The sequence below is a fragment of the Nonomuraea solani genome, from assembly GCF_900108335.1.
In the GTDB taxonomy this organism is placed as follows: domain Bacteria; phylum Actinomycetota; class Actinomycetes; order Streptosporangiales; family Streptosporangiaceae; genus Nonomuraea; species Nonomuraea solani.
Window position 1 is genome coordinate 158,367 of the sequence record NZ_FNVT01000006.1, and the last position, 13,954, is coordinate 172,320.

General features: G+C 71.0%; 11 protein-coding genes. 4 read left to right on the plus strand and 7 right to left on the minus strand.

Annotated elements, in window-relative coordinates:
• Complete coding sequence (locus tag C4V41_RS23585) at window positions 1-1,944, minus strand: DUF2264 domain-containing protein (RefSeq protein ID WP_103958093.1); 1,944 nt, start codon at window positions 1,942-1,944, stop codon at window positions 1-3.
• 151 nt (window positions 1,945-2,095) lie between these two features.
• On the opposite strand from C4V41_RS23585, the gene C4V41_RS23590 reads away from it, so the two are divergent.
• Window positions 2,096-3,172 carry a LacI family DNA-binding transcriptional regulator gene (locus tag C4V41_RS23590; protein ID WP_103958094.1) on the plus strand — a complete coding sequence of 359 codons (1,077 nt, stop codon included), beginning with the start codon at window positions 2,096-2,098 and terminating at the stop codon, window positions 3,170-3,172.
• 56 nt (window positions 3,173-3,228) lie between these two features.
• Here C4V41_RS23590 and C4V41_RS23595 read toward each other — a convergent pair whose 3' ends face one another.
• Window positions 3,229-4,086, minus strand: coding sequence for a LysR family transcriptional regulator (locus tag C4V41_RS23595; protein ID WP_103958095.1), 858 nt, complete (start codon window positions 4,084-4,086; stop codon window positions 3,229-3,231).
• An 83-nt stretch (window positions 4,087-4,169) separates the two neighbouring features.
• Here C4V41_RS23595 and C4V41_RS23600 point away from each other — a divergent pair, with 83 nt between their 5' ends.
• Together C4V41_RS23600 and C4V41_RS23605 are read left to right on the plus strand one after the other, a co-directional pair.
• Entirely contained in the window at window positions 4,170-5,045 is an 876-nt protein-coding gene (locus C4V41_RS23600) for an MBL fold metallo-hydrolase (protein WP_103958096.1), read from the plus strand.
• A 37-nt stretch (window positions 5,046-5,082) separates the two neighbouring features.
• Window positions 5,083-7,116, plus strand: a complete 2,034-nt coding sequence (locus tag C4V41_RS23605; protein ID WP_103958097.1) for a beta-galactosidase — start codon at window positions 5,083-5,085, stop codon at window positions 7,114-7,116.
• 1 nt (window position 7,117) lies between these two features.
• Here the strand turns inward: C4V41_RS23605 and C4V41_RS23610 are convergent, their stop codons facing one another.
• From C4V41_RS23610 to C4V41_RS23625, 4 genes are read right to left on the minus strand one after another with little or no spacing between them, the layout of a single operon-like run.
• Window positions 7,118-8,506 (minus strand): ricin-type beta-trefoil lectin domain protein, encoded by a 1,389-nt coding sequence (locus C4V41_RS23610; RefSeq protein ID WP_103958098.1) that lies wholly within the window; start codon window positions 8,504-8,506, stop codon window positions 7,118-7,120.
• A 59-nt stretch (window positions 8,507-8,565) separates the two neighbouring features.
• Window positions 8,566-9,912 (minus strand): ABC transporter substrate-binding protein, encoded by a 1,347-nt coding sequence (locus tag C4V41_RS23615; protein ID WP_103958099.1) that lies wholly within the window; start codon window positions 9,910-9,912, stop codon window positions 8,566-8,568.
• Window positions 9,913-9,947: 35 nt separating this feature from the next.
• Window positions 9,948-10,856: a carbohydrate ABC transporter permease gene (locus C4V41_RS23620; RefSeq protein WP_103958100.1), complete on the minus strand. Its 909-nt coding sequence runs from the start codon at window positions 10,854-10,856 to the stop codon at window positions 9,948-9,950.
• Window positions 10,853-11,755, minus strand: a complete 903-nt coding sequence (locus tag C4V41_RS23625; RefSeq protein WP_235030340.1) for a carbohydrate ABC transporter permease — start codon at window positions 11,753-11,755, stop codon at window positions 10,853-10,855. The genes C4V41_RS23620 and C4V41_RS23625 overlap by 4 nt, the downstream gene beginning before the upstream one ends.
• Before the next feature lie 193 nt (window positions 11,756-11,948).
• On the opposite strand from C4V41_RS23625, the gene C4V41_RS23630 reads away from it, so the two are divergent.
• Complete coding sequence (locus C4V41_RS23630; RefSeq protein WP_200824168.1) at window positions 11,949-12,998, plus strand: LacI family DNA-binding transcriptional regulator; 1,050 nt, start codon at window positions 11,949-11,951, stop codon at window positions 12,996-12,998.
• Here C4V41_RS23630 and C4V41_RS23635 read toward each other — a convergent pair whose 3' ends face one another.
• The gene (locus tag C4V41_RS23635; RefSeq protein ID WP_200824169.1) at window positions 12,999-13,949 is read right to left on the minus strand and encodes a ThuA domain-containing protein; all 951 of its coding nucleotides are present in this window, start codon (window positions 13,947-13,949) and stop codon (window positions 12,999-13,001) included.
• Window positions 13,950-13,954 lie beyond the last annotated feature (5 nt).

Here is a 13,954-nt window from a genome sequence, read left to right on the forward strand (position 1 = left end):
TCAGGAAATGGTCGGGGAGCGCTCTTGTTGACGGCTTGGAGCCGACTGGGAGCAGGTGGGTACGGCCCCCAGTCTGACCGTCGCCGTCCCGCCGCCCGGCCAGGTCACGGTGACCAGCTCTTCCTCGACGCGTACGGCCGGCGCGGGCGGTTCCCGGTCACCGGCGAGCCACACCAGGCTGACGTAGACCGCCGTGCCGCCGGGATGCACGCCGGTGACGTACGGCGTGGCCGAATGCGGCCCGAAGGCGTTGGCGCCCTCCGCCGTCGCCAGGCCCGCGCCCGTGTAACCGTGCAGGGCGCGCACGGCACTGGTCAGCCCGTCCGCCCGCCTGACCAGCGCCGGCGCGGCCTCCTCACGCGCATCGAGCGGCGCGGTCGCGGAGGGTACCGGCTCGCCCTCTTCGCGTGCGCCGAGCGGGACGGGGGCGGCCAGGGCGTGGCCGCCGTCTCGTACCTGGTGGCCGGCGGGGGCCGTGACCTGGTGGATGCGGATCTCGGCCGCTCCCTCGACCACCGAGGCCGTCACCACGCGGACGGGGCCGTCCTGGTAGGCCGAGGCGGCGAAGCGGTCCGACACGGTCAGAGGCTCGATGCGGCGACGGGCCGAGGCCGTGCCGTCGGGGGCGATGACGGCGAGGTGGTTGTCCACGCCGGGTGCCTGGTCGCCCAGCTCGGGACCCGTGTGGGTGGTGTAGGCGAACTTGAGGTAGTGCGGGTCGGGGACGCCGTTCGGGTCCTGGACGCGGTCGCGGTCGCTGCCGTGGTTGACGAGCCGGACGATGCCGTCCGCGCGGGTGCCGTGCAGCAGCCAGCCCGGCGCGGGCATGGCGAGCGTCTGGTCGGCCAGGTCGATGGGCGCCGCCTCCTCCGGGTCCGTCCAGGCCGGGTGGTCGGGCGGCAGCAGCAGGCCGAGGAACGCCTTGCTGGCCCAGTACGGCGACGCCGGGCCCGAATAGTCCTGCGCGATGGGCAGGAAGGCGTCGTGCCAGCCGAGGGTGAGCAGGCCGCGCTCGTCGGGTGCGCCACGTTCGGTGAAGTGCCGGAGTGCGCCGCTCGCGATGCGGCGGGTGCGGCCGGGCGGCAGCGGCGAGGCGCCGGTCAGCGCGCCCAGCCAGAGCGGCGCCACCGTCGCGTACCGGTAGGTCAGTGAGCGTCCCTGGTGCAGCGGCCCGCCGTCGGCGGCGAAGAAGTGCTGGTACCGCTCCAGGAAACGGCGCAGCCGCGCCGCGTAGAGCTCCTGCCTGGCGGTGTCGCCGGACATCCTGGCCCAGAGCGACGGGTAGAGGTGCAGCGCCCAGCCGCAGTAGTAGTCGAAGTTCTTGCCCTTGCCGTCGGAGTACCAGCCGTCCCCGGCGTACCACTCCTCGATCCGCTCCAGCCCGCCGGTGATCTCCCCCGGTTCGTACGGCCCGCCCACCCCGGCCAGGAACTGCTCGACGACCACCCGGAACAGCACCCAGTTGTTGTCCGGCGTGCGCCGCCCGACGAACCCGGCCAGCCAGTCCACCACCCGCTCCCGCTCGCCGGCGGACAGCCGGTCGAACAGCCACGGCCGGGTCTCGTGCAGCGCCAGCGCCACCGACGCCGCCTCGACCAGTTGTTGTGACATGTCGGTCAGCGCCGGCCACGCGTACGGATGCGCCGGATCGGTGCCCGCGACCAGGCCGGCGGCGTACCGCTCCAGCAGCTCCGGAGCCACCTGCCCGCGTGCCCCCGCGATCCGGAAGGCGGCGAGCAGGAACGTGCGCGCGAACCCCTCCAGCCCATCGCTCACCGGCCCCGACCTGCTCGCCCTGCCGGGCAGCCGGAACTGGGCGAACCCGTCGGTCGCGTACGGCACCACGGCGTCCAGCAGCCGATCCGCCACCGCCTCCCAATGCGCCCGGGTGTAACCGGTGTGACCGGACAGTCGTGCGTCGGACCGTGGGAGATGGAGAGACATGACACCGGATCTTAGGACATCGATAGTAAGCGTTTTAAGTCAGGAGCCGGATTACCGGCCGTAAAGGGCTCCCGTCGGGGATTTGACACCATGACAGCCGGGCGGAAACATCGTATGTAAGCGGTTTACCAAAGTGTTTCATGGAGGCGGGATGGCCAGGCGTGCGACTTCCGGCGACGGAGGGCGGCGGCCGACGACGATCCGCGACGTGGCCGCGCACGCGGGCGTGTCGGTGGCCACGGTGTCCAGGATCCTGTCCGGCACCTATCCCAGCGCGCCCGCCACGCGGGGCAAGGTGATGAAGGCCGTCCGCGAGCTCGACTACGTGGCCAACGCCAACGCCCGTGGCCTGGCCGGGGCCAGCAGCCGTAGCGTCGCCATCGTGGTCAACAGCGTCGTGTCGCCGCACTACGCGCACGTCGCCCAGGGCGTGCAGACCCAGGCGGCGCTCGAAGGCAAGCTGTGCATCGTCGGCACCACCGGCGGCGACCCCGAACGCGAGCTGGCCACCGTCCAGCTCATGCGCCAGGAGCACGCCGAATGCGTCATCCTGGTGGGCAACGTCGTCAACGACGACGCCTACCGCGCCCGCATGGCCGACTACGCCCGCGCGCTGTCGGCGGCCGGCTCGCAGCTCGTCCTGTGCGGCCGTCCCGCGCTCGGCCCCGACGTGCCCGCCCTGGTCATCGAGTACGACAACATCGGCGGCGCCCACGCCGTCACCAGCCATCTGCTGTCGGCCGGTCACCGCCGGATCCTGTTCCTCGGCCGCCACGACGGCTACACCACCCCCGAGGCCCGGATCGCCGGCTACCGCAACGCGCTGTCCGACTTCGGCGTCCCCCACGACCCGGCGCTCGAACTGCATGGGCGGATGGAACGTGCCGAGGGCTACCGCATGATCCGCGGGCGGCTCGCCGACGGGCCGCCCGACTTCAGCGCCATCTTCGCCGGCAACGACCTCCTCGCCGCCGGCGCCCGGCAGGCGCTGCGCGAGCACGGCCTGCGCATCCCCGACGACATCTCCATGGTCGGCTTCGACGACCTGCCCACCGCCGCCGACATCGACCTCACCACGGTGCACGTCCCGCACGAGGAGCTCGGCCGCACCGCCGTGCGCCTCGCCCTCCGGCACGGCCAGGACAGGTCCGCCCTGACCGAGCAGCACGTCCTGCTCGGCACCCACATCGTGGTCCGCGACTCGGTCCGCCCCATCAGACCCCACTGAAGGCCGCCCGGAAGGCCCCACTGAAGACCACGCGGAAGACCGCGCTGCGGATCGCGTCAAGCCCCGCCGAAGAACCCGCCGCCCGCCGCGATCGCGGTGAACGAGCGGATGAGCGGGCCCGCGTTGGCGCTGTTCCAGGCCACGACCAGCCGGCTGGGCGGCATGTCGGTCAAGGGCACGCACGTCAGCCCCTCGGGCAGCGCGTGCCCGAGCGGCGCCAGCCCGATGCTGCCGTTCCAGAGCACGGCCTGCAGGCACTCATGCGCGGTCCGCACCACGGGCCCGTCTCTAGGCTCGTCCGAGGCCCCGTTCCAGTAGGCCCGCCAGCGCGGATCGCTCCCCTCCGGCAGCCGGAACCACCGGCGATCGGCCAGCTCGGCCAGGCGAAGATCGGAGCGGGCGGCCAGCGGGTCGTCGGAACGCAGCACCGCCCCCACCGGATCGGCGCGCAGCTCGTACGCGCTGATCCCCGTGTCGTCGAACGGCGCCCGCGTGAGGGCGACGTCCACGAGCCCGGCCCGCAGCCCGGTGGTCGGATCGGTGAAGTCTCCCTCCCGGATCCGCACGTCAACGTCCGGATGCCGCAGCCGGAAGGCGGCGGCCAGCCGGGACCCGGCCTGTTCGGCGCTGTCGGCCAGGGTGCCGATCGTCAGGGTGGCGGCCCCGGCGACCCGGGCGCGGGCCTGTTCGGCCTGCTCAAGCAGCGTGCGCGCCTCGTCGTAGAGCGCATTCCCCGCCGGGGTGAGCGTGACCCCGGTGGACGAGCGGCGCAGCAGCACGGCGCCGAGATCGGTCTCCAGTTGCTTGATGGCCCGGCTGAGCGGTGGCTGGGTCATGTGCAGGCGCACGGCGGCGCGCCCGAAGTGGCGTTCCTCGGCGACGGCCACGAAGTAGCGCAGCGAGCGAAGGTCCATCGCCGGTAACGATACCCGCGCGGTATCGGGTGTGCGGAACAGGTGTTGGACGCTCTCCACAGGCCCGCGATGGACTGTCCGCCATGACCGAAGACCCCATCGTCCAGATCACCGGTGTCCAGGAGCTCGCCCGCGACCTGGTGGTGATCCCCGACCGGCGCGTCCCGCTGGTGCCCAACATCGGCCTCGTCGGCGGCACCCACTCCGTCCTGGTCGTCGAGACCGGCCTGGGCCCGGCCAACGCCGAGACCGTGCTGGAGTTCACCGCCGCGTACGCCAAGGGCCGCAGGCTGTACCTGACCTCGACCCACTTCCACCCCGAGCACGCCTTCGGCGCGCAGACGTTCGCCGGCGAGGCCACGTACCTGCTCAACCGGGCCCAGGCCACGGACCTGGCCATGAAGGGCCCCGGCTACCTGGAGATGTTCAAAACCCTCGGAGAGCCCATCGCCCGCCGGCTGGAAGGCGTCGAGCTCGCCACGCCGGACCTCGTGTACGACGACGCCCACGACCTCGACCTGGGCGGCCGGGTGGTGCGACTGCGGCCCACCGGCCGCGCGCACAGCAAGGGCGACCAGGTGATCACCGTCCCGGACGCGGGGGTGATGTTCACCGGCGACCTGGTGGAGGCCGGGCAGTTCTCGATCTTCCCGTGGTTCCCGCCGTACGACACCGACGTCTCCGGCACCCGCTGGATCGCGGTGATGGAGCGGCTGGCCGCCGAGAGCCCGCGCGTGGTCGTCCCCGGCCATGGCGACGTCGGCGGCCCGCGGTTGCTGGAGGACGTCCGCGACTACCTGGAGCTGCTGCGCGACGAGACCTGGGCCCGCCGCGACTCCGCCATGAGCGAGGAGACGATGGTCGAGGAGATCACCGCCCTGATGATCGAGCGGCACCCGGAGTGGACCGGCCGCGACTGGATCGAGAAGGGCGTGGGCTGCCTGTGCGCCGAGCACTGAGATACCGTATGTTTACGTAAACATTGAAGGAGCGGCAGTGGCAGCTATTCACGGACCTCGCTGGCTTCGCTGGCCGTCGGAGCCCGCCCGCCGGCGGCTGGCCTACGGCGCGGACTACAACCCGGAGCAGTGGCCACGGGAGGTCTGGGAAGAGGACGTCCTGGCGATGCGCCAGGCCGGCGTGAACATCGTCTCGCTGGCGATCTTCTCGTGGGCCCGGCTCCAGCCGAGCGCGGACCGGTGGGACTTCGGCTGGCTGGACCAGGTGATGGACCTGCTCCACGCGCACGGCATCGCCGTGGACCTGGCGACCGCCACCGCCTCTCCCCCGCCGTGGCTGACCGCCGCCCACCCGGAGATCCTGCCCGTCGGCCACGACGGCCGCACGCTGTGGCCGGGCGCCCGCCAGCACTGGCGGCCGACCTCGCCGGTCTTCCGCGAGCACGCCCTGCGCCTGGTCAGGGCCATGGCCGAACGTTACGGGAGCCATCCGGCGCTGGCCGCCTGGCACGTCAACAACGAGCTCGGCTGCCACAACGTCTACGACTACTCCGACGACGCCGCCACGGCGTTCCGCGTCTGGCTGCGCGAGCGCTACGGCACGGTCGAGGAGCTCAACCGGGCGTGGGCGACGTCGTTCTGGTCGCAGGCGTACGGCGACTGGGCGGAGATCCTGCCGCCCCGCCTGGCCGCCTCCTACCCCAACCCCACCCAGCAGCTCGACTTCAAGCGCTTCTCCTCCGACGCGCTGAAGCACTACCTGCGGGCGGAGCGCGAGGTGCTGACCGAGCTGACCCCGGACATCCCGGTCACCACCAACTTCATGGTCATGGGCGACACCAAGGGCATGAACTTCGCGGACTGGGCGCGCGAGGTCGACTTCGTCTCCAACGACCACTACCTGCTGGACGGGGAGCGCGACGAGCTGTCGTTCTCGGCCAACCTGACCGGGCGGCTCGCGAACGGCGATCCCTGGTTCCTGATGGAGCACTCCACCAGCGCGGTCAACTGGCAGCCGGTCAACCTGGCCAAGCAGCCGGGCGGCATGGTCCGTGACTCGCTGACGCACGTCGCCTACGGGGCGGACGCCGTGTGCTTCTTCCAGTGGCGGCAGTCGGCGGGCGGCGCCGAGAAGTACCACTCGGCGATGGTCCCGCACGCCGGCACGGACAGCGAGGTCTTCCGCTCGGTCGTCGACCTCGGCGCCACCCTGGAGGCGCTGGCGCCGATCGCGGGGACGCGCCGCCGCCGCGCCCAGGCGGCGATCGTGTTCGACTGGGACTCCTGGTGGGCGAGCGAGCTCGACTCCCACCCCACCTCCCGGCTGCGCTACCGGCAGGAGGCGCTGGACTGGTACACGGCGTTCGCGGCCGCCGGGGTGCGGGTGGACGTCATCGGCTCGGCCGGCGAGTTCGCGCACTACGACCTGCTCGTCGCCCCGATCCTGCACGTCGTGCCCCAGGCGCTCGCCGACCGCCTGACCGCGTACGTGGGCGGCGGCGGCCACCTCGTCACCACCTACTTCTCCGGCATCGTGAACGAGCACGACCACGTGTGGCTCGGCGGCTACCCCGGCGCGCTGCGCGAGCTGCTCGGCCTGCGGATCGAGGAGTTCGGCCCGCTGCGCGACGGCGACCGCGTGCACCTCGACCTCGGCGTCTCCGGCACGCTGTGGAGCGACCGGATCGACGTCACCGACCCTGACGTCAAGATCGTCGCGAGCTACACCTCCGGCGACCACACGGGCCGGCCCGCGATCACCACGCGCCTGGCCGGCGCCGGCTCGGCGTCGTACGTCTCGACCCGGCTCGGGCCGGACGGTCTCGGGCCGGTGCTGGCGGAGCTCCTGGCGGTGAGCGGGGTGCGCCCCGAGCTGCCCGAGGCCGTCGCCGGCGCGGTGGAGCTGGCGGTCCGCACCGGCGACGACGCCGACTACTGGTTCCTCATCAACCGCACCGACGAAAGCGTCGCCGTGGACGGCGTGACGGGCGAGGTCCTCCGGGCGCCCTGCCTGGCCGAGGGCCTCACCCTGGGCCCGCGCGAGGTCTGCGTGCTACGACGTCCGCACTGACTCAGCCGGTCCGCCACTGCTGGTGAGTGCCGCCCGCGCAGGTGTAGAGCTGGACCAGGGCGCCGTTGGTGGTGGCGCCCTGGTCGACGTCCAGGCAGAGCCCGGACTGCACGCCGCGGATCGTCCCGTCGCCGCCGACGGTCCAGCGCTGGTTGGCGCCGCCGTTGCAGTCCCAGATGCCGGCCTTGGTGCCGTTGGTGGTGCCCTGGCCGTAGGCGTCGAGGCACTTGTCGCCGTACACGGTGATCTGGCCGGACGAGGTCCTGGTCCACTGCTGGTTGGCGCCGCCGTTGCAGTCGTAGATGGTCACCTGCGTGCCGTTGGTCCGGCTCGCGCCCGGGACGTCGAGGCAGCGGCCCGAGCCCACGCCGCGCAGCACCGACGTCGTGCTGGGCGTCAGCGCCCAGGCGTGCCTGACGCGGTCCACGCCGCTGGCGTTGGGGGTGGTGAGCCGCAGGCTGGTGCCGCTGCCGGTGAGGGTCTGGAGCGTGTACGTGTCGCCGCTGCGCAGCCCCGGCCAGTAGATCGCGCCCATCCCGAGCGCGCGCACGGTGTCGGTGTCGGCGCGGAGATACCGGACGAAGTTGTCGGTGCTGCCCGGGTCGTTGTAGTTGAGCCCGGTGGTCATCGGCGACCCGAACTCGTCCAGGACCGTGCGCGCGGCGCACGAGCCGATCCGGTCGCGCAGGTCGGTGACCCATTCGGCGTAGGTGTGGGTGCCCCAGAAGCCGTAGTGGTGCAGCGAGAGATAGGTGCCGTTCAGGCGGCTGTCGGCGCAGACGGTGGTGACGTTGTCGTTGTAGCCGCTGCCGCTGACGAAGATCCGGTTCCTGGGCACCGAGGGGTAGGCGGCGATCCAGTTCGCGGCGACGTCCGCCCAGGCGGCCGCCGAGTAGCCGAAGGGCTCGTTCATGGGCTCGAAGTGCACCAGAGCGCTGGCGCCGTATTTCGCCGTGATGGTGTTCCACATCGAGGTCCAGGCGGCGGTGTTGTCGATCCTGCCGTCCTTGACCGCAGTGCCCTCCCAGTAGCTGAGGACGACCTTGAAGTTCCTGGCGATCGCGGCGTCGATGGCCCCCGTATAGGCGTTCCACCAGGCGGTCCCCACCGAATACGGGTTGACCGGCAGCCTTACGGTGTTTGCGCCCAGGTTGGCCTGGAACCCGGCGAGGACGGCGTCCGCCTTGGCCCGGACCGTCGCGTAACCGTCGGACCCCGCCAGCCCTGACGGGATGACGGGGTCGTCGGCGTAGTTGTCTCTGGGGTCTGCCCAGTTCACGCCCTTGAACTGACTGGTGTCGGCGGCCGCCGGGGCGGCGCCGGTGAGCACGGTGATCGGTATCGCGATCAGCGCGGCTAACAGGGAACGGATGGAGGGTGCGTGCGGCATTGTCGTCCCTTCACTAGGGGTGACGGGTCCTGCCGCCCCGGGGACGGCAGGACCGGGAGCTACTGAACGCTGAAACCCTGTTCCTGGCCGTACTTGACGGAGGCGTCCTGCCACGCCTTCAGGCCGTCCTGCAGCGTGCTGCCGCCGGTGTATGCCTTGCCGACGGTGTCGTTGAAGATGCTGTTGGCGTAGACCTGGTACGGCAGATACGACCAGCCGGGCACGACCTGGCCCGCCGACTCGGCGAGGACCTGGTTGACCTGCTGGTCCCCGAAATACGGGAACTTCTTGTCCTTGAACTCCGCGGAGTTGAGCTGCGCGGTCGTGGCCGGGAACGCGCCGCCGTCCAGGCGGGTCTGCACGCCCTCGTCGACGCCGGCGTACTTGAGGAAGGCGTAGGCGAGCGCCTTGTTGGCGCCGGCCTCGGGGACGGCGAGCGAGCTGCCGCCGTTCTCGGCCGTGGCCTTGCCGCCGGCCTCCCACTGCGGCATCGGCGCGACCCGCCACTTGCCCTTGCCGGCCTTGACGCCGGTCTCCAGGTTGGCGGGCATCCAGGCGCCGATCACCAGCGTGGCGATGGTGCCGTCGCCGAGACCCTTGTACCAGGCGTCGCTCCACCCGCTGATCGGCGCGAGGAGCTTCTCGCTGACGAGCTGCTGCCAGGCCGCGGTGAACTTCTGCGTGCCGGCGTCGCCGAAGTTGATGCCGACCTTGGTCCCGTCGACCTGGTACGGCTTGCCGCCGGCCTGCCAGATCATGCTGGTGGTGAAGCCGGCGTCGCCGGTGTCGCTGGTGATGTACGCCTTCGGGTCGGCCTCGTGCAGCTTCTTGGCCGCCGCGATGTACTCCTCCCAGGTCTTCGGCACCTCGATCTTGTGCTTGTCGAAGACGTCCTTGTTGTAGAACAGCGCCATCGGCCCGGAGTCCATGGGAATGCCGTAGATCCCGGTGCCGGAGTGCACCGAGCCCCAGGGGCCGGGCGTGAAGGTGCCTTCGAGCTTGTCCGCCCCGAACGCCGTCAGGTCGGCGACCGACTTGCCGAGCGCGAACTGCGGCAGCGCGAAGTACTCGATCTGGGCCACGTCCGGAACGCCGGAGCCGGCCTTGATCGCGTTCTGCAGCGCGATGTACTGGTCGTTGCCGGTGCCGGCGTTGACCAGGTTGACCTTGACCTTCGGATATTTGGTCTGGAAGTCGGTGACGACCTGCTTCAGGGTGGGCTCCCACGCCCAGACGGTGATGGTGCCGCCCTTGTTCAGCGCGGCTTCGAGGTCGGTGGCCGACGCGCTCGGGGGCGCGGCGGTGCCCGCGCCGCCGTCGCCGCCGGGGCCGGCGCAGGCGGTGGTGATCAGCGATACCGACAGTGCCGCCCCCAGCAGGAGGGTTTGGCGGCGGGTTATCGTCATGGATGTCCCTTTCATGATGGAAGGCGCGGCGCCGGTCACTCCTTGACGCTTCCGGCGGCCAGGCCCGACTGCCAGTACCGCTGGAGCAGCAGGAACGCCGCGATCAGCGGGACGATGGTGAGCAGTGATCCGGTGATCACCAGGTTGAAGATCGCCTCGCCGCCCGCGGTGGACGCCTGGGCGTTCCAGCTGTTGAGGCCGAGGGTGAGCGGATACCAGGCCGGATCCTTCAGCATGATCAACGGCAGGAAGTAGTTGTTCCACGTCGCGACGACGGTGAACAGCAGGACCGTGACGATCCCGGGCGCCAGCAGCGGCAGGCTGATGCGGAAGAACGTCGTGAACTCGCCGGCCCCGTCGACCCGCGCCGATTCGAGGATCTCGTTCGGCACGGCGTCCGCGGCGAACGTCCACATCAGGTAGAGCCCGAACGGCGACACCAGCGACGGGATGATGATCGCCCACGGCGTGTTGGTCAGCCCGAGGCTGGAGAACATCAGGAACGTCGGGACGGCCAGCGCCGTGCCGGGCACCGCGACCGCGCCGATGACCACGGCGAACACGGCCTTCTTGCCGGGGAAGTCGAACTTCGCCAGCCCGTAGCCGCCCACCGTGGCCAGCAGCGTCGCGCCGCCCGCGCCCAGGACGACGTAGAGCAGGGTGTTGAGCAGCCACCGGGTGAAGAGCCCGCCCCCGTAGCCGAAGGTGTCGGCGATGTTGGCGAACAGGGCGAAGTCGGAGTCGAACCACAGGCCGAACGAGCCGAGCAGCCCCTCCTGCGTCTTGGTCGCGTTGATCACCAGCCAGGCCAGCGGGAGCAGCGTGTAGAGCAGCATGATCGCGGTCAGGGCGGTCAGCGTGGCGCTGCGGCGGCCGCGGCGCGGCGGGCGCCGGTGGCGGATCACCAGCGGGCGCGCCCGGCGCTCCTGCACGGTGGCGGTCATCGGACCTCCTTCCGCATGCCGCGGAGCTGCACGACGTAGGCGACGATCATCGTGATCACGCCCATGACGATGGCGACGGTCGCGGAGTAGTTGTACTGCTGGCCGGAGAAGGACAGCTCGTAGGCGTAGTAGTTGGGCGTGAAGTAGGTGGTGATCGCGTTCGGCGCCAGGTCCTTGAGGATGGCGGGCTCGGTGAAGAGCTGGAAGCTGCCGATGATCGAGAAGATCGTGGCGATCAGCAGCGCGCCGCGCAGCGCCGGCAGCTTGATCGCGAAGACGATCCTGACCTGGCTCGCGCCGTCGATCTCGGCGGCCTCATAGAGGGACGGGTTGACCACGCGCAGGGCCGAATACAGGATCAGCATGTTGTAGCCGACGAACTCCCAGGTCACGATGTTGCCCAGGGAGGCCAGGATCAGGTCGGCCGAGAGCGGGTCGGGCAGCGACAGGCCGAGCGAGTCGTTGAGGTTGCCGATGAGGCCGAACTGGGAGCCGTACATGAAGCCCCACATCAGCGTGGCGACCACGGCGGGCACCGCGTACGGCAGGAACACCGCGATGCGGAAGAAGCTCGTCCCGTAGAGCCGGCCGCTGTCGATCGCCAGCGCCACCAGCAGCGCCAGGAACAGCATGATCGGCACCTGCACGACCAGGAAGAGCGCCACGTTGCCGAAGGCGGACCAGAACTGCGGGTCGGCCAGCGCCTTCAGGTAGTTGTCCGCGCCGACGAAGGCGGTCCCGCCGATCAACTGGGTGCGGAACAGGCTCAGATAGATCGAGTACGCGATCGGCGCCAGGAACACGAGCGCGAACACCGCCATGAACGGCCCGACGAACCGCCATCCCGTCCACGACCGCCGCCTTCGGGGCACCGTCTGCGGTGTTGCGACCACCGTCACTTTCCTCCCTCTCATGTTTACGTGAACATTTTGCCCCGGAGATCGTCCGCGCCATCGCTGGCCAGGGTTGCCGGAGATGATCCCAGAGTTATGTTTACGTAAACTTCCGTGCGGTATCGTGGCACCGGCCACCCGGGGCGTCAAGGTTTCCCCCGACGTCAACGGCCGTTCGAAAGAGGGCACAGTGGAAGCGATGAGCGCGCAACGCGGCGGGTCGGGCGTTCCCGGCGGGCGCCGGAAGCAGCGCGTGTCCATGGCCGACGTCGCCAAGCTGGCGGGCGTGTCGTCGCAGACGGTCTCCCGGGTCTCCAACGGCCATCCCGGCGTCATCGAGTCGACCCGCGAGCAGGTGCTGGCGGCCATGCGCGAGCTGGGCTACCGGCCCAACAGCGCCGCCCGCGCGCTGCGCTACGGCCGGTTCAACACGATCGGCGTCATCCTGTTCAGCCTGGCCTCGACCGGCAACAGCCGCACGGTCGAGGCGATCGCCACCCACGCCGCCGCCGAGGGCTACGCCATCACGCTGATCCCCATCGACGTGCCGACCCAGGACAACGTGCTGGGCGCGTTCACCCGGATGGGCGAGCTGGCCGTCGACGCGGTGATCGTCATCATCGAGATCCACCTGCTCGACGCGGGCACGGTCACCCTGCCGCCCGGCGTGCACGTCGTGGTCGTCGACTCCGACGCGGGCGACCGCTACAGCGTCGTCGACACCGACCAGGCCGACGGCGCCCGGCGCGCCGTGCACCACCTGCTCGACCTGGGGCACCGGACGGTCTGGCACGTGACGGGGCCGCGCGCGTCGTTCGCGAGCCAGCGCCGCGCCGACGCCTGGCGGGCCACGCTCGAAGCGGCCGGGCGGCCGGTGCCGGAGCCGCTGCACGGCGACTGGTCGGCCGAGTCCGGCTACGCCGCCGGCCTCGCCCTCGCCGGCGAGCCCGGCTGCACGGCGGTGTTCGCCGCCAATGACCAGATGGCGCTCGGGCTGCTGCGCGCCTTCCACGAGCGCGGCCGGCCCGCTCCCCACGGCATCAGCGTGGTCGGCTTCGACGACATCCCCGACGCCGCCTTCTTCGTCCCGCCGCTGACCACCGTCCACCAGGACTTCGCGGAGGTGGGCCGCAGGTGCGTGCGGCGGGTGCTGCTCCAGATCCGGGAGAACCAGGCGTCGGCGCCGGGCACCGACCTGGTGCCGACGCGCCTGGTGGTCCGGAGCAGCACCGCCGCCCCTATGAGCTGATCAGCGGCAGAACGGCGCCATGCCGAGCACCGACTTCACCCCGCCCGTCAGGTGCCGCAGGAAGTTCTGGTCGCCCTCGATCGGCTCGTCGGTCCAGGTCTTGACGTCATGGCCGAGGGTGGTGAGCCACGCCTTGCCGCCGTCGTAGTAGTGACACCAGCTCACCGGGTGCTCGTCGCCGTGCCCCGGATGGCCCAGACTGCCGCGCACACCGCGCGCCAGTGAGCTCTCGTCCACCTTGGCCAGCACCTTGACGCGGGTGGGGTAGGGGACGAGGTTGTACCACTCGTCGGTGAACGCCCAGCGCTGCGGCAGCCCCTGGGTCGAGGCGTCGCGCCGGCTCGTGGTGACGACCGTGCCGGGCTGGTTGGGGCCGTGGTCGTAGAAGTTGGCGTTGCCGAGCAGGCCCTCGTACCAGGGCCAGTTGTACTCGGTGCCGAACGCGTTGTGCACGCCGATGAAGCCGCCGCCGGCGCGCACGTACTGCCGTAACGCCGTCTGCGCGGAATCGTCGAGCGTGTCGCGGGTGGTGCTGAGGAACATCACCGCGTTGTACGACAGCAGCCGCCCCGCCGAGTTGAGCTGGGTGACGTCTTCGGTGTAGTCGACCGCGAACCCGTTCTCCTGGCCCAGCTTGAGCACGGCCTTGACGGCCACGTTGTCGTCGTTGAGCGGCGGGTTGAGCCCGGGGCCGAGCGGGGTGCCGAGGTGGGCGTGCCGGGGGCCGCCCGTGCGGCTGTAGACGAGCAGGCGGTAGCCGTCGGCGGGGTCGAAGTTGCCCCAGTCGTGGTAGCAGCGGGCGTCGGTGCCCCGGCAGACGCCGTAGTCGGGGTCGCCCAGGTTCTGCGCGCCCGTGCCGTGCGAGACGGCGGAGCTCGGAGCGGTGGCGGTGAACAGGAGTGCGGCCGCGCCGGCGGCCGCGAGGGAGAGGGGTGAACGTCCGATGGCCATGAGCA